This is a genomic window from Pseudoduganella sp. RAF19, from assembly GCF_052114165.1.
Classification (GTDB): Bacteria; Pseudomonadota; Gammaproteobacteria; order Burkholderiales; family Burkholderiaceae_D; genus Rugamonas.
Genome location: NZ_JBFREF010000003.1, coordinates 682,342 through 702,287, shown reverse-complemented (window position 1 = coordinate 702,287; position 19,946 = coordinate 682,342). Strand labels below are relative to the sequence as shown.

Sequence of the window (19,946 nt, the reverse complement as noted above, 5' to 3'; positions counted from 1 at the left end):
ACTCTTTACTTGATGTTGACGCGAGAGATGGTGCCACCCGGTACTTGCGGCAGGTCCAGCGGCGCACCTTGCAGGGTCGCCTGCACGCCGGACGGCTTGCCGACGATGATCAGGTCCTTCGCACGCACGTCAAAGCTCTGCGTGTCGCCCGCCTTCACCAGGCGCGCGATCAGCGAGTTCGAGCCCGGACGGCGAATCTCGATCCACGAATCTTCATTCACTTTCAGCACCAGCTTGCCGCCACCTGCGGCAGGCGCGGCTGCCGGTACGGCCGCAGCCGGGGCAGGCATTGCCGCCACCGGCGCTTGCGCGACAGGCTGCGCCGCAGCCGATGCAGGTGCAGGTGCAGGTGCTGCAGGCTTGCCCGCCGGCGCAGCAGCTCCCGCCGCGGTTGCGGCCGGAGTTGCCTGCGCTGGCTGCGCGCTGGCCGGTGCCGGCGCGGTCACGCCAGCCGGTGCAGCAGTCGTTGCGCCAGGCGCGGTTGCCGGTGCCGCCGGAGCTGGATTCACGCCAGCGCCAGGCACCACGGCCGGTGCATTGGACGCGCTGCCTGCTGGCGGCGGTACGGAAATCAGCGGCACGGACGGCGACTGCAGCGGCGCCTGATCGGCAGGCTGCGCGGCTACCGGAGCGGCCGTCGTGGTCTCGGGTGCCGGCGTCTCCGTCACAACAGCCGGATTCTTCGCGCCGAAGGTCGCCGGCGAAATATAGCCAGCCTTCCAAGCGCCGGCAACGGCGATCAGGGCCACCACGCCAATGCCGGCCACAATGGCGCCAACCGGCTTGGACTGGCGTTCAGTCAGCGTCGGAAAACGCGATTCGCTGAACGAGGCAGTGACCTTGGTTGGACGCACGGTCGCCGTCGCGTGGCCGGCTGCGCCCTCCACTTCAACCATCGCCACCAGCGGCGCCGGATCGAGGCGCACGGCTTTGGCGTAGGCGCGGATGAAACCGCGCGTGACAGCCATATTTGGCAAAGCATCGTAGTCCGCGTTTTCAATCGCGATGACCTGACGCTGCGCCAGCTTCAGCTGGTCCGAAATCTGTTCCACCGACAGGCCCATCGCTTCACGCGCGGCCTTCAGCTCTGCTCCGGGCGTAGAAGCATGACGCTGATGTTTCGGCTCTTCCTGCCATTCTTCCATTGGTACCCCTGTCTCACTCATCAAACGCCCCACGTTGATACGCAGCGTACTCGGGCGAATCCGCATGGTGACGACGCAGCTGGGTCACCCAGCCTTGCTCCGCACCCTGGTCACCCATTTTGTGCTGCACCTTAATCGCCAGCCACAATATATCGGCTGACAGGCTATCCGTCTTCGCCACTTTGCCCAGCCGAGTGATAAAGAAATTCGCGCGCGTGTAATCGCGGCGCTGGTAATACACCTTGGCCAGGTTGGCGTTCGTAATCGGCAGGTCCGGCGTCAGCTGCAACGCCTGCAGCAGGTATTTTTCCGCCAGACCGTAGTCCTTGATCTTCAGGGCGCAATCGCCCGCATTGTTCAGCGCACTCGCCGGCGACTGGTACATGCGATTGCCCAGCGCCGCATCGAAATACTTGAACGATTCCCGCACTTTGCCGTTCTGGCACAGATAGGAACCGTAGTTGTTGTTCAGTTCCGGATGATCTGGCGCCAGCTTCAGCGCATGCAGGAAGTTATCGTTCGCCAGTTCCTTTTCGCCCATGCGCATGTAGATCACGGCGCGCATGCCGTAAGCATCGGCATACGTCGGGTCGGCGGCAATCGCCTTCTTGATCTCGTCCAGCGCAGTCGGCAGTTGCCCCTGCTCGAAGTAGCCGACCGCCAGCTGCATGCGGATGTCGGCGCGCTTCTGGGCCGACGTCGTATCGGACGCGGTCTTCAGTTCTTCCTTGCCGCTGGGGTTAGTGCCGGTCCCCGCGCAGCCAGCCAAAACAACGGCCAGCGCAACGGCGGCCAGGCGCAGGCTGCGGCGCTGGGCGAAGTCGGTCATCAGGAACGGATCTCCACAATCTTGCCGAAATCGGCGCCGTACTTCTGCTGATACTCGGTCATCTTGCCCATACGCTCCTGCACGCGGGTACGGTCTTTCACCTCGCCTGCCAGCTGGCCGCAGGCCGCGTCGATATCGTCGCCGCGCGTCTTGCGGATGGTGGTCACGATGCCCGCGTTCATCAGAATCTCAGCGAAAGCCTTGATGCGCGGGTTCTTGGAGCGCAGCAGGCCCGATTCCGGGAAGGGGTTGAAAGGAATCAGATTGAACTTGCAGTTAATGCCGTATTCCGGGTGATTCACCAGGGCGATCAGCTCGCGCGCATGCTCGTCGCTATCGTTGTAGTTATCGAGCATGCAGTATTCGAAGGTGATGAAATCACGCGGCGCGAATTCCAGGTAGCGTTTGCACGCAGCCAGCAGTTCGGACAGCGGGTACTTCTTATTCAGCGGCACGAGCTCGTCGCGCAGCTTGTCGTTGGAAGCGTGCAGCGAGACGGCCAGCGCGACCGGCACATCCTGCGACAGCTTGTCGATCATTGGCACCACGCCCGATGTGGACAGGGTCACGCGGCGGCGCGACAGGCCGTAGGCGTTATCGTCCAGCATCAGCTTGAGCGCGGTGGCGGTCGGGCCGTAATTCAGCAGGGGCTCGCCCATGCCCATCATGACCACGTTGGTGATCTGGCGCTCGCCTTTCGGACCCGGTTCGATGCCCTTGGTCTGGCGCAGCGCGAATTCGGCCATCCACAGCTGGCCGATGATTTCGCCCACGGTCAGGTTGCGGTTGAAGCCTTGCTTGCCGGTGGAGCAGAAGCGGCAGTTCACGGCGCAGCCGGCCTGGGTCGAGATGCACAGGGTGCCGCGGTTTTCTTCCGGGATGAACACGGTTTCCACGGCATTGCCATTGCCCACGTCCACCAGCCATTTGCGGGTGCCGTCGGCGGAAGTATGGTCGCTGATGACGGCCGGCGCCGTGATGTGGGCGCGCGTCTTCAGCTTCTCGCGCAGGGATTTCGCGAGGTCGGTCATGCTATCAAAGTCGGACGCACCGAACTGGTGAATCCAGCGTTGCAGCTGCTTGGCGCGGAAAGGCTTCTCACCCAACTCTGCGCAGTAGGCGACTAATTGCTCCGGATCGAGATCCAGCAGGTTGGTGAGGGTCGTTTCCGTCATTTCTTGCTCAATATTCAAAATGCCTTTGCCCCGGACCAGGGGACCGGGGCAAGCGCAATACTACTTTACTACAGTACAACCGTTACAGAAAATTAACGGGAGTAAACGTTCAGTGCTGGGAAGAAGTAAGCGATTTCCACAGCAGCGGTTTCAGCTGCGTCGGAACCGTGCACAGCGTTCGCGTCGATGGAGTCAGCGAAATCGGCGCGGATGGTGCCTTTTTCTGCTTTCTTCGGGTCGGTAGCGCCCATCAGGTCGCGGTTCTTGGCGATCGCGCCTTCACCTTCCAGAGCCTGAATCATCACAGGGCCGGAAATCATGAAGTCCACCAGATCCTTGAAGAAAGGACGGGCAGCGTGCACTGCGTAGAAGCCTTCAGCTTCAGCGCGGGACAGTTGGGTCATGCGAGCAGCTACGACCTTCAGGCCGGCGCCTTCGAAACGGCTGTAGATCTGGCCGATAACGTTCTTGGCTACTGCGTCCGGTTTGATGATCGACAGGGTGCGTTCGATTGCCATTATGAAAAACTCCAATAAAAAGAAAGGTTTAAAACAAAATTGATATCTGGATCAACCTTCGATTTTACCATAGAACACCCCGGATATCCGATAGCGCGGCAGGGAATTCCCTGCGACCGCTGGTTTAAGCCGCCCCTAAGGGCCGGATTTCCCCTTTCCCCACCCTGCATGCTATGCTTTTATTAAGAGGTACACCGTACCGTCTAAGGAGCTTTTCAATGGAACGTAATCTGAATTCTGTCTATGATCTGCCGGGCAGCACCGTTGCCACCCGCAACAAAGTCCTGCGCAATACTTACTGGCTGCTGGCCCTGTCGATGATCCCGACCGTGTTGGGCGCCGCCCTGGGCGTGGCCTTCGGCTTCCCTATGCCGCGCGGCTTCCTGGGCCTGATCCTGTTCTTCGGCGTGGCCTACGGTCTGATTTATGGTATCGAGCGCAATAAGGATAGCGGCCTGGGCGTCGCCCTGCTGCTGGGCTTTACCTTCTTCATGGGCCTGATGCTCACCCCGCTGCTGACGCACACCCTGCAGTTCAGCAATGGCGGCCAGCTGATCATGACGGCGTTCGGCGGTACGGCTTGCGTGTTCCTGGCGCTGGCCAGCTACGCAACCGTGGCCAAGCGCGACTTCTCGATGATGGGCAAGTGGCTGTTCGCTGGCGTGATCGTGCTGCTGCTGGCATCGGTGGCCAACGTCTTCCTGGGCATGGGCGCCCTGGCGATCACGATTTCCGTGCTGGCGATCGGTATCTTCTCGGCCTTCATCCTGTTTGACGTGCAGCGCATCGTCAACGGTGGCGAGACCAATTACATCACCGCCACCCTGGCCCTGTACCTGGACGTGTACAACATCTTCACCAATCTGCTGGCCCTGCTGGGCCTGGGCGGCAGCCGCGACTAAGCAGCACCCTGTCCTTCAAAAAGCCGGCCTCGCGCCGGCTTTTTTATTAGCCGGAACATCAGCACATGGGTGACCAGCAGCAGCGGCACAATTGTGGTCGGCAGGAAGTAAGCGGCGCCGAACTGTCCCGGGTACAGGCCGGAGGCGCCAGCCTGGAAGAATGCATTCAGCAGGTCAACGCTGCCCCACACATTGAAGATCCAGAGAAGCGCCGTTCCCAGGCCGCTGCGCAGGAAGGCCAGCGCCAGCAGGGCCAGCACGGCGGCGGCCAGGTCACCCAGGGCCGCGCTGCGGGCAAACGTCATCGGCAGGTCCGCCGCGACCACACCCGGTACCAGGAAAGACAGGCCGATATAGCGGAACGCATGCAGGGTGAGCAGCGGCTTCAGCGCGTCTTCGCGCGGCTGCTTGCGCAACCAAGGCCATAAATACATGGCGCCGACCGCGCTCCAGGCCGACAGCCCGAATAAGACACTGACAAAAAAGGCAAGCTGGCCGTTCATAGGGATTCTCCGGTTGATATGCGATGCCGGAAGTCTAGGGCGCTTGCACCGCGGGATAAACGGGGCTAATCTGCACGCACTATGAAGCAGGACTACACAATCCCCCGTGGAGCGCTGGACGGCGTGGAAGCCTTCGTGCGCGTGGCCGAGCGCCGCAGTTTTCGCCAGGCTGCCGCCGATCTGGACATCACGCCCTCCGCCATCAGCCAGGCCGTGCGGGCGCTGGAAGCGCGCGTGGGCGTCGCCCTGTTCACGCGCACTACGCGCAGCGTAGGCCTGACGGAAGCGGGCCAGCGCTTCCTGGAGCAGGCGCGCCCCGCTTTCGACGCTATCGTGTCCGCAACCGCGGCCGCACGCGAACTGGGCGCCAAACCCTCCGGCCTGCTGCGCCTGACGGTGCCGCGCTCGGTGGTGCAGATCATTCTGCAGCCGGTGCTGGCGTCGTTCAGCGCGCGCTACCCCGACGTGGTGGTGGAAGTGGTCGCCAGCGAAGAACTGGCAGACCTGGCGAGGGATGGCTTCGACGCAGGCATCCGCATGGGCGAATTCATCGACCCGGACATGGTCGCGCTGCGCCTCACGCCTCCCCTGCGCCTCGCGATGCTTGCCAGCCCGGACTATCTCGCGCGCTGCGGGCACCCAGCCACGCCAGCCGATCTGGCCAACCATTCCTGCGTGAGGATACGGCGCTCCAACGGCACCGTGGCGCCATGGCGCGTTCTGGAGGCCGATGGCCCGCACGACCTCGCGGTGACGGGCTCAATGATCGTCAACGATATGCCGACCATGCTGTCCGCGGCGCTCGGCGGCGCCGGCCTGGCGCAACTGCCCGCGCCATTGGCCGCCGAACAACTCGCGTCCGGGCAATTGGTGGAAGTGCTGGCGGATTACGCGGCTTCGTCCCCCGGCCTTTTCATCTACTTTCCCAGCCGTGCACAGGTCATGCCAAAACTGCGCGCCTTCATTGATCACATGAAGGCCTACGCGCAAGAGGCCCTGCTCAATTAAGCTTTTCGCCTCGCACGTGGAACGTAGCGCGCGCGATGGCTTTCGCGCCATCGGTCAGGATCAGCTCATGCTCACCCGGCGTCGGCTGCCAGCTGTAACTGCGGTCGGCGGGGCCGAGCAGTTGGCCGTTGAGCTGCCATTGCAGGCCTTGCGCAGCCTGCGCTTCGAACACCACCCGCTGTCGGTCTTGTGGGATATCCGGGTCCAATGCGAGGATGCTGGCGTCGGCGGGATAGAGAATGCGCGGCGCGCGCTGGTGTTCGGCCACCAGCACTACTTCCGGCGTCTCCGTGCCATTCAGGAACCACTCGGCGCGCGCGGGCTCCACGGCTGGCTGAAAGCGCACCTCACGCTGCACCAGGCCGCGCGGCGGCACAGGCGCCGGCGCGGGCGCGCTGCGGTGCAGATAGTCCATCACGTCGCGCCACACGGGCGCTGCGCCGCTTACGCCGGAGACGTCCCACATCGGCTGTCCCACGAAATTCCCGACCCACACCGCGACCGTGTAGCGCGTGCTGTAGCCAATACACCAGTTGTCGCGCATGTCCTTGCTGGTGCCCGTCTTCACGGCGGCCCAGTAAGTCGCGGCCAACTCATTCTTCAGCCCGAAGGTCAGGCTGCGCGCGGCGCGGTCCGACAGGACATCGCCCACCACAAACGTCGCAGCCGGATCGAGCACCGCGCGCGCTGCCTCCGGCTTCACATTGAGGCGCAGCGTGATCGGACTGTGCTTGCCGCCGTTCGCCAGCGTGCGGTAGGCGTTGGCCAATTCCAGCAAAGTGACTTCGGCGGAGCCCAGTGCCAGCGAATAGCCGTAGTAGTCCGGCGACTCGGTCAGGCTGTCGAAACCCAGCGCATGCAGGCGCTCATTGAAGCGGTCCAGTCCCACCAGCACCAGCGTACGCACAGCCGGCACATTGAGCGAACTCGCAAGACTGGTGCGCGCGCTGACGTAGCCTTTGAACTCGCGGTCATAGTTCTGCGGGATGTAGAGGCCGGAGCTGGTCGAAATATCGATCGGCGAATCGTCCATCAACGAAGCGGCGGTAATCAGCTTGCGCTCCAGCGCCAGCTCGTACAGGAAAGGTTTGAGCGTGGAACCGGCCTGGCGCAGTGAGGCGACACCATCGACTTCCGTGCCGCCTGCATTGCCGACGTAGGCCAGGATCTCACCGCTGGCGTTATCCAGCACCAGCACCGCGCCATCATTCACATTGCGTTCGCGCAGGGACATGATCTGCTGGCGCAGCACATCCTGCGCGTAGTGCTGCAAGTTCGCATCCAGAGTGCTGCGCTCCTGTTGTCCGGGCGATTTAAGCAGCAGGCGTGCGGCATGCGCGGCTGGCGGCAATGCCGGCATGACGGGAGGACGGTTGAAGGCCAGCATGGCATCTGCCTCGATATCGCGGCAGCTGGTGGTTGACTTCAGCTCTGCCGCCAGCGCGCATGCGCGCCGCGCGACCATCTTCTGCGCTGCTTGCGGCCCCCGCAGCAGGGCCGCGAGGATGGCCGATTCGCCCATCGTCAGGCCCGACGGCTCTTTGCCAAACAAGCCATGCGCGGCGGCGCCCACGCCTTGCAGCTCGCCGCGAAAATTCGCCAGATTCAGATAAGCCTCCAGAATCTGCTGCTTGGTCCAGGCGGCATCAAGCTCGCGCGCTTCCTTCATCTGGTCCCACTTCTGCGACAGGGTTCGTCCGCCTGCACTGGCGGGCTGCAAATGCGGATCGAGCATGGCCGCCAGCTGCATCGTGATGGTGGATGCGCCGCGCGGACGTTTGCGGAACAGATTGTCCCAGGCCGCCTGCCCCATCGCCTGCAAGTCCACGCCGCTGTGCTGCATGAAGCGCTGGTCCTCTGCCTCCAAGACGGCCAGCGGCAGCGCGGGCGATATGTCAGTCAGCATGGTCCACTGCTGTCGCCGCGACTGCAGGCCAATACGCAGCGTCTGCAACGGCTCGCCGTGGCGGTCCAGCAGGACAGCGTCGGACGAGCGCCAGGCCGCCCTGACCTGCTCGTAGCTCGGCGCGGCGGAGGCGGCCCCTGCGAGCAGCAGCAGTGCAAATGCGCAGCGCTTCATTTCACCGTCACGGGAGCGTTCGGCAGTTCGCCAAACATCTCCGGGCTATACATCGCTTCGACGCGCGTCGGCGGCAGCACGAACTGGCCGGGATTATTCAGGCGCACCGTGTACTCCACCGTCCATTTGCCTTTCGGGACATACTCGAAATAGCTGCGGAAGGCTTCGAAGGTGCGCTCCTGGAAGGCCGGCCACACCCAGCCGCCCTGCTGCTTCTCGCCGGTGGTCAGAATTTTCGAATCACTGCCCAATCCCGTGCCCAGCACACTCGCACTGGCCGGAATCGGATCATCCACCGCCACCCAGGTCATATCGCTCTGCGCTTCCAATTCCAGCCGCACGCGGTACACATCGCCGCGCGACCATGAGCCTTTGGACGATTGATCGACTGGCGTGATGGTCTTGCGGATCGTGTAGCCGCTCGACAGCGGCTCCTTCAGCGGAATCGCGGCGCGGCTCTGCACCGTAGCCCAGGGCTTGCCGGTGCCTGTATGCTTCAGCTGCAGTTCCTCCGTGCCGCGCGGCCAAGGCAGCAGCACACTGGCGTTCTTCGTATCCGTCGTCAGCGTCACGCTCTTGCTGGCGCCCGCCAGCGCCGCGGTGCTGCTGCCGGCGACCGGCTCGGACTCGAATTTCTTCGAGAACTTCTCCAGCGCCAGCACACCCCAGGCATTGGCCACCGTCGTGCTCCAATGGCCTTTCTTGTGACGGCTCAATGCGCCGCGCGCCAGACGCCCCATGTCGGCCTGCCACGATGGCTGGTCAAGCACGGCCAGCATCAGGCGGTTCGCGTTGGCGTCGGTGGATACCATCAGCCACCACCAGTCGTCCCTGCGTTCCGTCGAGAAGGTCATGATCGTGCCTTGCAGGTTCAGGCGGGTGCGCAGGATCTGGTCGGCCTCCTTCATGCGTGCTGCATGCTCCGGCAATGACGGCGTGCGCTGAAGGATCAAGTACCAGTCGATCACAGCGGACGTCGGCCACAAATTGGGCGCAATCGTGAAGGATTCGAGCATATTCGGCTTCACACGCTTCACCCGCGACAGGGCTTCCAGTGCGGACAGCTTGCGCACAGCCAGATCGGCCGTCGCCAGCGGCGAGCCGCGCACGATGCGGCCATAGACAAAGCCTTCCAGCGCATCGAGCATGCGGGCTTTCTGCATCTCGGGCACCACGTAGCCGGCTTCGTCGGCTACGGACAGCACATAGGCCGTCAGCGCATCGCTGCCCCGCTCCATCATCGGGAAGTATTTGAGCAGGCCATCCTCATCGAGATAGCTGGCCAGCTTGCCGGCAGTGGCGTCCCACATCTTCGCGTCGCGCAGCGCAACGGCGCGCGAAGCCTGCTGCTCGATGCAGGTGTAGGGATAGAGCTGCATGTACTCGCGCACGCCGGGCAATTCGTCAGCCAGGCGCGCCGTGAACAGGGTCTGCACGCCGCCGCGGCCAGGCATCGCGTCGGCTGGTGCGGCGACCTTCATCGATTGCGGGCCGTCCAGCTGCAGCAATGTGGCCTGAAGCGTGCGCACCGGCACAGCGGCTTTGACGGCCTGCTTGACGCGCAGCCTGTCGGCCCCCGACGAATTGTCGCCGGCGCGGACGCTCACGTCCCAGGCGAGTTCGGTCACACCGGCTGGCACCGCGTAGTCCCAGCCGATCTCGCGCGCTTCGCCCGGCGCCACTGTCACGCTCTGCACCGGCAAGGCCTTGCCGGAGACACTGGCCACCAGTTCGACCTTGAGCGGCGCTTCTGTCGTATTGCGCAGTGTGAAGCCCGCGCGGAAGCGGTCACCCTCGCGCACCATCGGCGGCAGGCCGGAAAGCAGCATCACATCCTGCGTGCTGCGGATATCGGTGCGGCCCGTGCCGAACAGCTCAGCGCCACCGGTGGCGATGGCAACGATGCGGAAAGCGGTCAATGAATCGTTCAGCGGCACCTGGGCGGTCGCCTCACCGTTTGCGTCCAGCACGATGCGCGCGTTCCAGAACAGCAGCGTGTCGAACAGTTCACGGCCTGCCCCCTTGCCGCCGCCGCCACCGTGCGCAACAGCCTTGCGGCCGAAGTGCCGCTTGCCGACCACCTGCATTTGCGCGGTGGCCGTCTGCACTTGCAGGCGGCGCTGCTGCATCATGGCTTCCAGCAGATCCCAGCTGGTGTTGGGCATCAGCTCCAGCAAGCCGACATCGACAGCCGCCAGCGCGATCTCGGTGCCGGCTGGCGGAATGCTGCCATCAGCGCGGCGCACGCTGACTTTTACGGCCGCCTTGTCGCGCACTTTGTAGACCTGTTTGTCCGCAGCGATCTGCACTTTCAGCTCATTGGCGGACCAGCCCACGCGCAGCGGCGCGATACCCAGCTTGTAGGCTGGTTTGCCAAGATCGACCAACGCGGTCGGCGCCACACCGGCCACGCGGCCGCGCACCACCAGCGCGGACACATACACGTTTGGTGCATAGTTGGCTTTCACCGGAATCGTGAAGGCTGGCTCTTTGCCGCTTAACTGGCGCACATACGTATCGATCACGCCCTCGCGTTCGACCGTGATCAGCGCAGTCGCCTCGCGGAACGGCATGCGCACCTGGAAGCTGGCATCCTGGCCCGGCTCGTAGCGTTTCTGCTCGGGCAGCAGATCGATGCGGTCGCTGTCGGTGGCGCCGAACCACCAGTCCTCGCCTTCAGCCACCCAGGTTTCGCGCTGGGTGACGGCGCGGCGGCCTTCGCCATCTTGCGACGCGGCGCGCAGGATCAGGTTGCCCGATTCGGGCGCCTTCCCTTCGCAGATCAGCAAGCCCTTGGCGTCCGTATTGCCGCGACAGGCCTGGCCAAGAGCCTTGATTTCGCTGCTGTTCTCGTAGGCGTAGAAGCCACCGATCAAACGGCGGCGGTGCGAATAGGTCTGGCGCCGGAAATAGTCCACCGTGACCGGGGCGTTGGCGACTGGCTTGCCCTGCACGTCCAGTACGGCGACGGTGAACTTCAGCTTGTCCTTGCTGGCCACCCAGCCATCGGGCTGAATGCCGACTACCACGCCTGATGGCCACAGCGGGATGCGCGTGGAGGAACTGAGCGTTTCGCCGTTCGCGTCCTGCCAGGACATTTCAGCCAGCAGATCGCGCGGCGTGGTAATCGCTGGCAGCTGTTCGATCGTGATGCGCGCGCCGCCCGCCTTGTCCATCGTCAGGCTGCGCGTGGCAACAGCGCCCGCCGTTTCGCCACCCTCGCCTTCTTCGAAATCGCCCTCGTCCTCGTCAAATGCAGGCGCCGCGCGCTCAACGCCTTCCTTCACGTCGCCTGCTGCGAAGCTGAAGCCATCGTAATCGCTGAACTGCACCGGCTTCGGCTCGACCATGGTGCGCAGCTTGACGGGCGCGCCGCCTGCCGCACCGCCGGACAGATACATCAGCTGCGCGTCCAGCGTTATTTGTTTCGGCTGAACTGCCGGTTCTTTTGGCCCCTGCAGGGTCGCCTTCATGGTCGGCACGCGGAACTGCTCGACGCGGAAGCGGCCTGCTTCGCGGCCATCCAGCAGCACGGCGTACCAGCCTTGCTTGGCGTCCTGCGGAATGGGCCAGTCATTGGCAGCGCTGCCGTTGGCGTTCCAGCTCAAAGGCAGCTCGTATTTGGTGTCGCTGCCTTCGTGCAGGAGGAAGACTTTGTCCGGACCTTTGACCAGCGCAAAGCCTTGCTGCACATGGCGGCGCAGGATGTGCTTCATGTGCACAGTCTCGCCCGCGCGCAGCAAGGTGCGGTCGAAGACAGTGCTGGCGATCACGTTGTCGGCAGTCGGTCCATCCACGGGCAGATTGAAGCGCCAGCTTTCGATACCGCGGTCCCAGTCGGACAGCGTGAACGTGAAGTCGCCGCCACTGCGCGCGCTGACGAAGTAGTGGTGGTTGTAGCCGCAGGCGACATCCGGCAGCTCATCGTTGATGCGTGCGATGCCGTTGCTGTCGGTCGTGCCCTGCCACAGCAGCTTGCCGTCGCAGGAGCGCAGCGCCACCTGCGCTTTGGCGACTGGCCGTGCCTTGTCCAGTGTAGTGACCCAGACGATCGACGAGTGCGCGCCGTGCTTGAAGTGTGCTGCCAGGTTGGTGACCAGCGCCGCGGCACTCACGTATGCCGTGCCTCCCTTCGGCGTGATGCCTTTGCCCAGTTTGGGGCTGGCCAGTTCAACCACATAAAAGCCAGGCTGGCGCAGAGGGATGCCGATCACTTCAAACGCGGCGCGTCCATTTGGCTTAGGCAGCGTGATAGGAGTTCCTTCTTTCTTCAGCAGCTGCGTCGCCATGTCGTAGCTGTACTGGTCGGAAGGCTGCCAGCCGTCACTGCCGCCGCCCAGGCGCTTCATCCACTTGATCACGTCGATATCCTGGCCTGCGGCAACGCGCAGGACGGAACCAGTCACGGGCGCGGCCGGCGCGGTCGCAGCCGTTGGCGCGGCGCTGCCACCCGCTGCGGCGGCAGCGCCTGCAACGGGGCCGGACGCGGGTGCCACCGCGCCAGGTTTTGCGAGGCGCGCGGCGATCGCCGCTTCGATATTGCGCACCGTGACAGGCAGCATGCGGTCGCCGCGCGCTTCGATGATGCCGAAGCGGGCTGGGAACTTGACCAGCGGCGGTTCCTCGTCCGTTTTCACGGTCAACGGGAAGCGGCTGGCGTTGCTCAGCACGCGGCCAGCATCGTCCTTCATCCCTGCCGGCAGCTGCAGCTTGAATGTGGATTTTTCCGGGAACGGCCCTTTGAAGGTCAAATAGCTCACATGGCTGGCTTTCTCCTCTTCTTTCGGCACGACCGGCTGCCAGCTCATGCCGCGCGGTCCAGTGAGCGTGATGGCCTTCGCATCGGCCATGCTGACCGGCGCGGTGAAATAGAGGTTCATCGGCAGGATGGGGATGCAATTTCCGTCGCGCTTCAGGCGCTCGCAGGAGAAGTCCGCCTTGAAGTCCGGGCGGGTGCGCATGCGCAGCTCCTGGTCCTGCGTGTTGGCGATTCCCGTTTCCGTGGCGATGCCGGCGCCCCAGACCAGCGACACCGCGCTGTCCATCGGCAGCGTTTGACGGCACTGAAGCACCGCTAGCGGCAGCTTCTCCTGCGCCGGATTCTTCACCCGCGCCGACGCCTTCCACACCACACCGCGCGCCGCGAAATAGATATGCAGCTGGCGATCGATAAAGCTTTTGCGCGCAGCCAGAATTTCGTCGCGCTCCTTACCCTTCAGCAGGCGCACCGGGATTTTCTCGTTGATGCCCTGGGCCATGCACCATGCGTTGGCTTCAATGGTGCGCTCGTCCGGCACCGCGTCCAGCGCCAGCACGAAGACCTGGTTTTCGTCGATCTACCCGCGCGGCAGCGACTGCATGATGGCGGGGCCGCCGGTATCGAAGGTGTAGGAGGTCTGCCCTGTCAGCGGTGCGCCCGCCAGATCCTTGAGGCCCGCCTTGAGCGTGAACTTGCAGCGCACGCCGCCCGGCAGATCACGCTCGAAATCGTAGCTCCAGCTGCTGCCATCGATCCAGCGTCCCTTGCCCTTCTCCGTACATTCAACATCCATCGGGTCGTCCAGGCGCAAATCGCCGAAGGCCACCATCTGCGTATCGAAGCGCACCTTGACCTGTCGCACCTCTTTGATGGTGCCCTCGGGCGAAAAGGAAGTGATGGATTGAGCGCTTGCCAGGACTGGCAGCGCAAGCAGGCAAAGGACTGCGGAAAGGATACGCATCATCGCTCCACGAGGGTCGTTGTGTTACCATTTTCGCATGAAAATCCTTGCAGCTTTGGCCTTCCTGCCTTGCAGTTTGCAGGCCGCCACCATCACCTCTGCCGACCTGCAGCGCCCCGAAGGGCCGCGCCATTATTTGCTGGCCACGCCGCAGCAAACAGCGTCCGGCAAGCGGCCCCTGGTCATCGTGCTGCACGGTCATACCGCGTCTGCCAGCGTGGTATTCGGCAAGGAGCGCTTGAACGCGCCAATGCAGCAATGGCTTGCCATCGCGGACCGCGAGCAGGTACTGGTGATTGCGCCCGATGGCAGCAAGGGCAGCGACGACAAGACTGGCTGGAACGATTGCCGCGCCGATGCGGGCACCAATCCCAAAACCGATGATGTGGGCTTCATCAATGCCCTGATCGACAAGGCCATCCAGGAGCACAACGCCGATCCGGCCCGCGTGTACGTGATGGGCACCTCGAACGGCGGCGGCATGACCTACCGGGTCGGCGTGGAACTGGCGCCAAAGATCGCGGGCATCGCCGCGGTTGCCGCGCTATGGCCGGCGAAAAGCCTGTGCGCCGCGCCCACGCAGCCGATGCCGGTCCTGGTGGTACACGGCACGGCCGACAAGATTGCACCTTACGCCGGTGGTGAAGTCGGGCACTTCCTGCTGCGCGGACGCGGCTCGGCCATCAGCGTGGACGACACGCTTGCCCTCTGGCGCAACGTCGATAAGCTGCCGGATGCGGCACAGGAAAGCGCCCTGCCCCATCGCCCGGAATCAGGCGACACGTCGGCACGCCGCTATGTCTGGGGCGCCGACCGGCAGGTCGAATTCATCAAGGTGGAAAAAGGCGGCCACTCGGAACCGAGCATCGCCCACCGCATGCAGTGGTATGTGAACGCCCTGCTGGGCGCACAGAATGCGGACTTTGAAACGGCGGAAGAAGCGTGGAACTTCTTCCGCGACAAACACCGCTAGTTAAGCGAGTTCGAACACCGCCATCGATTCGACGTGGGAAGTGTGCGGGAACATATTGATCACGCCACCTTGCGTCAGGCGGTAGCCGGCGCGGTGCACCAGCACACCGGCGTCACGCGCCAGCGTGGACGGCGAGCACGAAACGTAGACGATACGCTTCGGCAGCATGTCCGGATTGCTTTCCTTCAGCTCCGCCAGCGCCAGCGACAGCGCCATGGCGCCATCGCGCGGCGGGTCGATCAGCATGCGGTCGAATTTGCCGAGGGCGATCAGGTCGTCCTTGGTGATCTCGAACAGGTTGCGGCACTGGAAGGTGGTATGGCCATCCACGCCATTCACCTTCGCGTTGGCCAGCGCGCGCTCAGTCAGCGCGGTCGAACCTTCGATGCCGACCACTTCGCGCGCCTGGGTTGCCAGCGGCAGGGTGAAGTTGCCCAGGCCGCAGAACAGGTCGGCCACGCGCTCGTCCTTCTGCACCTGAAGCAGGTTCAGTGCCTTGTGCACCAGCACGCGGTTGATGTGGTGGTTCACCTGGGTGAAGTCGGTCGGCTTGAACGGCATCTTGATGCCAAATTCCGGCAGTGTGTAATACAGCTCTTTGTCTGCCGGGTAGAACGGATAGGCGGTGTCCGGGCCTTTCGGCTGCAGCCACCATTGAATCTTGTATTCGTCGGCAAAGGCCTTCAACTTGGCTTCGTCGCCCTCGCCCAGCGGCACCATATTGCGCATCACCAGCACAGTATTGTCTTCACCGATGGCCAGCTCGATCTGCGGCACCTTGTCGAAGATGGTCAGCGACTGAATCAGCGCGCGCAGCGGCATCAACATGTCCGACACATGCTTGGGCAGGATCTGGCAGCTCTGGATGTCAGCCACGAACACCGACTTCTTCTCATGGAAGCCAACCAGCACCGTGCCCTTCTTGGCCACGTAGCGCGAGGACAGGCGCGCGCGGTAGCGGTAGCCCCAGGTCGGACCGTACATCGGACGCATCATGGTCTCGGCTTTGACCTTGGACAGATGCCACAGATTGTCTTCCAGCACGCGCTGCTTGATCGCCACCTGGGCCGACGGCTCCAGGTGCTGCATGGAACAGCCGCCGCAATAGTCGAAATGCACGCACTTCGGCTTTACGCGCGAGGACGATTCCTTGTGCAGCGCCGTCATGCGGCCCTGCTCCCAGTTCTTTTTCTTGCGCAGCAGTTCGAAGCTGACTTTCTCGCCCGGCAGCGCGCCTTCGATGAACACCACCTTGCCCGGCGAGCCGTCTTCATTGTCGATGTGGCCAACGCCACGCGCGTCCATGTCCAGGGATTTGATTTCGATGATGGTGTTGTCTTGCATAGCGATTAAGATTGCAGCCGGCGCATGGCGCGCTTAAAGCCCGCTATGATAGCAGAACCCAAGGCAAATTCTGGTGGCAGCCACGCTGTGGCTGCCACCTTATTTCCGGCCGAGGACTTCGGCGGGGTGCCTGCCACCTTATTTCCGGCCGCGGACTTCGGCGGGGTGCCTGCCACGTTGTGGCAGGCACCAGGTTCACGCCTTGGGTTTAGAGCAGGGAATCGCGCACCACGCCGCGCGCCGCCATGGCGCGCTTCAGTTTGACGAGGGCTTCCTGCTGGATCTGGCGCACCCGCTCGCGCGTCACGCCCATTTCCTCGGCCAAGGTTTCCAGCGTGGCCGGATCGTCGTTATCCAGGCCGAAACGGCGCATGATGACAATGCGCTGCTTATCCGGCAGCTTGGTCAGCCAGTCGCGCACCAGCACCGTCATTTCGTGGTGCTCGGCTTTGGAGTCCGGGCTTTCGTCCGAATCGCCGGGCAGCATGTCCATCAGCGAGGACTGGGGATCGTTATCCAGCGGCGCATCCAGCGAGGTAGCGTGCTCGGACAGGGCCAGGATATCCTGCACCTCCTCCACCGGACGGCCCACCAGGTCGGCGATGTCCTCGGCGGTGGCGTCCTTGCCGTTGTGGTGCTGCGACTCCAGCTGGTATTTGCCGCGCAGGATCTGGTTCAGCTCACGCACCATATGTACCGGCAGGCGCACGGTACGCGCCTGGTTCATGATGGCGCGCTCGATGCTCTGGCGAATCCACCAGGTGGCGTAAGTCGAAAAACGGAAACCGCGCTCGGGCTCGAATTTGTCGATGGCGCGCATCAGGCCGATATTGCCCTCCTCGATCATGTCGAGCAGGACCACGCCGCGGTTGATGTAGTGTTTGGCGATCGACACCACCAGACGCAGATTGTGCTCAATCATGGTCTGGCGGGCCGCGAAATCACCCTGCTTGGCCAGGGTGGCGTAGTGGACTTCCTGCGGCGCCGTCAGCAGCGGACGAGTGCCGATCTGGTTCAGGTAGTGCTGGGTGGTGTCGGTGGACAGTTCCGCCGCCAGCACTTTTTTCAGCTCGTCGACGCTCTCCAGCACCGCGCCTACTTCGACCGATGCATCACCGCCTTCCTCTTCGGCGGAATCGATCACCACATCTTCGCTCGCCTCGTCCTGGAACTCGTCCGGCAGCGAGTCTTCATCCATCTGGTCGTGCGGCGAGCGTGTCATGGGTAGTACCTAGCGGTTAGGCAGGAATTTCGACGGGTCCACCGGCTTGCCCTGCTGCCTTATCTCAAAGTGCAGCTTGACGGTGTCGGTATCGGAGTCCCCCATTTCAGCAATTGTCTGGCCCTTGCTCACACTCTGGCCCTCCTTCACGAGGATGGTCCGGTTATGGGCATAAGCCGACAACAGGCTGTTACTGTGCTTCACAATGACGAGATTACCATATCCGCGGATGCCGCTGCCTGCATACATCACTTTTCCTGCACCGGCAGCCAACACTTGTTGTCCCGGACGCCCGGCGATATCGATACCTTTGTTTTTGCCCTCATCGAAGGAGGCGATCACTTTGCCGTCCGACGGCCAGATCCAGGTCAGTTCGCGGTCTTCCGCGCTCAGGGCCGGCGCGGCCGCAGCCGGTGCCGGGGCTGGCGCAACGCTGGCCACCTGGACCGGTTTTTCAGCCTTGCCGTTCTCGCCTTCCGGCTTCTGCATCTCCGCCAGATTGCTGTCGGTGTAAGGCTTCTTGTCGCCCTTCGGCGTGGTTTTCTTGGGTGGCACGACCAGCGGCGGCGGCGGCGTCACGGCAGCCGTGACCACACCTTCCGGTGGCTTCACGCGCAGGGACTGGTCGACCTTGATGTCGTCCGCATTGGACAGATTGTTCCAGGCCGCCAGGTCGCGGTAATTCAGGCCATGTTCCAGCGCGATGCGGATCAGGGTATCGCCCTTGCGGACGGTGTAGTACCCGTCCTTGTCCTTCGGTTCTTCAACTGGCGCCGGCTTGGCGACTGGCGGTGGCGTTACTACGGGGGTACGGTCAACGACAGGCGCCTGGTTCGGGGCCGTGGTACAGGCGCTCAGCGCCAGCAGCATCGTCAACAGCAATAGGGAACTTTTCTTCGTCATTCTCATCTTCAGTGGTTTCATACTGTGCCGGACCGCAGCGGCACGAAATGGCAGTCCTCCAGCGTCTGGCTGACCCATTCAGCCTTAGCGACGCGTGTGACCAGCTCTAAATGTTGGGTGCGGCCCCCTACTGGGGCGACCAGACGGCCGCCGATGCTCAGTTGCTCCAGCAGGGCTTGTGGCACTTCCAGGCCGGCAGCGGCCAGAATTATGCCATCGAAGGGGGCGGCTTGCGGCAAGCCTAGCATACCATCTCCATAGTGCAATCGAATGTTCGGTACCCTCATCGGGCGCAAGTTGGCTTTCGCCAGCTCATGTAACGGTTTAATACGCTCAATGGAATACACCTCTTGCGCAACACAGGCTAAAACAGCGGCCTGGTAACCGCAGCCGGTACCGATTTCGAGCACGCGCTGCAGCGCCGCGCCATTGCGCAGGACCTCGATCATGCGCGCCACGATATAGGGCTGGGAGATGGTCTGGTGGTGGCCGATGGGCAGCGATGCGTCAATATAGGCCTGCGATGCCAGGCCTTCGTCCATGAAGGCGTGGCGCGGCACGCGGGCCAGCGCCTCCAGCACCACCTGGTCCTGCACGCCCTGGTTGGCGACGCGCTGCACCATGGCGCGCCGTACCGCGTCCGACACCAGCGGATTCTGGCGTGGTGCGGCAGCCGGCAGCGGCTGCGAGCGCTCCATCGCGTACGCATGCGAACGGGAGGGCGTGGCCACCACGGTGGGCGGTTTCCATGGACTGTTGGCGGCGGTGCGGGCCGCATTCTGCGTGGCCGTTTGCGGCGTGGCCACGGGGGAAAAGACCTGCTGTTTCTTCTGGGCCTTGTCCGTGACGGATGACAGGGGCAGTGGGAACTGGCGGGTCTTGTCGCTCATGCGAGGGCCTTTGCCAAGGAATCGAGTTGGGTCTTGTGCGTCAGGTCGATCTGCAGCGGGGTGACGGAAACACGTCCGCTGGCAACGGCATGAAAATCGGTGCCCTCGCCCGCATCCTTGCAGGCGCCGGGCGGGCCAATCCAGTAGATGTCGCGGCCGCGCGGGTCCTGCTGCTTGATCACGGGTTCCGCCTGATGGCGCCGGCCCAGGCGGGTCGGGGTCAGCGGCCCCAGCTCTTCATACGGCAGGGTCGGAATGTTCACATTCAGCAGATACGGCTTTTCCAGCGCATCCATATAGCGCTGCACGATGTCGCGCGCCACTTTGGCGGCGGCGTCCACATGCGCCCAGCCGTAGGCGCCTTGCGAGAAAGCGATGGCGGGAATGCCAAACAGATAACCTTCCGTGGCCGCCGCCACCGTGCCGGAGTACAGCGTGTCGTCGCCCATATTCGGGCCGTTGTTGATGCCGGACACCACCAGGTCGGGCAGCTTGTCCAGCATGCCGGTCAGGGCCACGTGGACGCAGTCGGTGGGCGTACCATTGACAAAATAGAAACCGTTGGCGGCTTGCTGCACGGACAATGGACGGTCCAGCGTCAGCGAATTGGAGGCGCCGGAACGGTTGCTGTCAGGCGCTACCACCACGATATCGGCAATGGGGGCCAGCGCATCGGCCAGGGCGTTGATGCCGGGTGCCAGGTAGCCGTCGTCGTTGCTAATCAGGATTCTCAT

General features: G+C 63.4%; 16 protein-coding genes. 3 read left to right on the top strand and 13 right to left on the bottom strand.

Going from position 1 to position 19,946, the window contains the following annotated elements; genetic code table 11:
• Window positions 1–5: 5 nt before the first annotated feature.
• From AB4Z19_RS11055 to ndk, 4 genes are all read right to left on the bottom strand, one after another.
• A complete protein-coding gene (locus AB4Z19_RS11055; protein WP_442035259.1) occupies window positions 6–1,166 on the bottom strand; it encodes a helix-turn-helix domain-containing protein in 1,161 nt (386 codons plus the stop codon).
• Window positions 1,159–1,974: a type IV pilus biogenesis/stability protein PilW gene (gene pilW / locus AB4Z19_RS11050; RefSeq protein WP_442026507.1), complete on the bottom strand. Its 816-nt coding sequence runs from the start codon at window positions 1,972–1,974 to the stop codon at window positions 1,159–1,161. The genes AB4Z19_RS11055 and pilW overlap by 8 nt, the downstream gene beginning before the upstream one ends.
• Complete coding sequence (gene rlmN / locus AB4Z19_RS11045; protein WP_442035258.1) at window positions 1,974–3,149, bottom strand: 23S rRNA (adenine(2503)-C(2))-methyltransferase RlmN; 1,176 nt, start codon at window positions 3,147–3,149, stop codon at window positions 1,974–1,976. Before rlmN ends, pilW begins: the two co-directional genes overlap by 1 nt.
• A gap of 92 nt (window positions 3,150–3,241) precedes the next feature.
• Window positions 3,242–3,667, bottom strand: coding sequence for a nucleoside-diphosphate kinase (gene ndk, locus AB4Z19_RS11040; RefSeq protein ID WP_442022931.1), 426 nt, complete (start codon window positions 3,665–3,667; stop codon window positions 3,242–3,244).
• Between the two features lie 218 nt (window positions 3,668–3,885).
• Between ndk and AB4Z19_RS11035 the strand changes: the two genes are divergently transcribed.
• Entirely contained in the window at window positions 3,886–4,569 is a 684-nt protein-coding gene (locus AB4Z19_RS11035; RefSeq protein WP_442022930.1) for a Bax inhibitor-1/YccA family protein, read from the top strand.
• Here AB4Z19_RS11035 and AB4Z19_RS11030 read toward each other — a convergent pair.
• Window positions 4,566–5,072: a hypothetical protein gene (locus tag AB4Z19_RS11030; RefSeq protein WP_442022929.1), complete on the bottom strand. Its 507-nt coding sequence runs from the start codon at window positions 5,070–5,072 to the stop codon at window positions 4,566–4,568. The genes AB4Z19_RS11035 and AB4Z19_RS11030 overlap by 4 nt on opposite strands.
• Window positions 5,073–5,153: 81 nt before the next feature.
• Between AB4Z19_RS11030 and AB4Z19_RS11025 the strand changes: the two genes are divergently transcribed.
• On the top strand, window positions 5,154–6,080 hold the full coding sequence (locus AB4Z19_RS11025) for a LysR family transcriptional regulator (protein WP_442035257.1): 927 nt from the start codon (window positions 5,154–5,156) through the stop codon (window positions 6,078–6,080).
• On the opposite strand, the gene pbpC is transcribed toward AB4Z19_RS11025, so the two are convergent.
• The 3 genes from pbpC to AB4Z19_RS11010 are packed head-to-tail and all read right to left on the bottom strand — an operon-like array spanning window position 6,073 to window position 13,883.
• Window positions 6,073–8,160 (bottom strand): penicillin-binding protein 1C, encoded by a 2,088-nt coding sequence (gene pbpC / locus AB4Z19_RS11020; RefSeq protein WP_442035256.1) that lies wholly within the window; start codon window positions 8,158–8,160, stop codon window positions 6,073–6,075. The genes AB4Z19_RS11025 and pbpC overlap by 8 nt on opposite strands.
• Window positions 8,157–13,475: an alpha-2-macroglobulin family protein gene (locus tag AB4Z19_RS11015; RefSeq protein WP_442035255.1), complete on the bottom strand. Its 5,319-nt coding sequence runs from the start codon at window positions 13,473–13,475 to the stop codon at window positions 8,157–8,159. The genes pbpC and AB4Z19_RS11015 overlap by 4 nt, the downstream gene beginning before the upstream one ends.
• Before the next feature lie 21 nt (window positions 13,476–13,496).
• A complete protein-coding gene (locus AB4Z19_RS11010) occupies window positions 13,497–13,883 on the bottom strand; it encodes an Ig-like domain-containing protein (protein ID WP_442022925.1) in 387 nt (128 codons plus the stop codon).
• A gap of 34 nt (window positions 13,884–13,917) precedes the next feature.
• Here AB4Z19_RS11010 and AB4Z19_RS11005 point away from each other — a divergent pair, with 34 nt between their 5' ends.
• Entirely contained in the window at window positions 13,918–14,853 is a 936-nt protein-coding gene (locus tag AB4Z19_RS11005; RefSeq protein ID WP_442022924.1) for an alpha/beta hydrolase family esterase, read from the top strand.
• On the opposite strand, the gene rlmD is transcribed toward AB4Z19_RS11005, so the two are convergent.
• The 5 genes from rlmD to surE all read right to left on the bottom strand — a co-directional run bounded on the left by rlmD (window position 14,854) and on the right by surE (window position 19,946).
• Window positions 14,854–16,197 carry a 23S rRNA (uracil(1939)-C(5))-methyltransferase RlmD gene (gene rlmD, locus AB4Z19_RS11000; protein ID WP_442022923.1) on the bottom strand — a complete coding sequence of 448 codons (1,344 nt, stop codon included), beginning with the start codon at window positions 16,195–16,197 and terminating at the stop codon, window positions 14,854–14,856. It lies immediately after the preceding gene.
• A gap of 208 nt (window positions 16,198–16,405) precedes the next feature.
• Window positions 16,406–17,419 (bottom strand): RNA polymerase sigma factor RpoS, encoded by a 1,014-nt coding sequence (gene rpoS, locus AB4Z19_RS10995; protein WP_442035254.1) that lies wholly within the window; start codon window positions 17,417–17,419, stop codon window positions 16,406–16,408.
• Between the two features lie 9 nt (window positions 17,420–17,428).
• Window positions 17,429–18,322 (bottom strand): peptidoglycan DD-metalloendopeptidase family protein, encoded by an 894-nt coding sequence (locus AB4Z19_RS10990; RefSeq protein WP_442035253.1) that lies wholly within the window; start codon window positions 18,320–18,322, stop codon window positions 17,429–17,431.
• A 17-nt stretch (window positions 18,323–18,339) separates the two neighbouring features.
• The gene (locus tag AB4Z19_RS10985; protein ID WP_442035252.1) at window positions 18,340–19,212 is read right to left on the bottom strand and encodes a protein-L-isoaspartate(D-aspartate) O-methyltransferase; all 873 of its coding nucleotides are present in this window, start codon (window positions 19,210–19,212) and stop codon (window positions 18,340–18,342) included.
• Window positions 19,209–19,946 (bottom strand): 5'/3'-nucleotidase SurE, encoded by a 738-nt coding sequence (gene surE, locus AB4Z19_RS10980; protein WP_442022919.1) that lies wholly within the window; start codon window positions 19,944–19,946, stop codon window positions 19,209–19,211. The genes AB4Z19_RS10985 and surE overlap by 4 nt, the downstream gene beginning before the upstream one ends.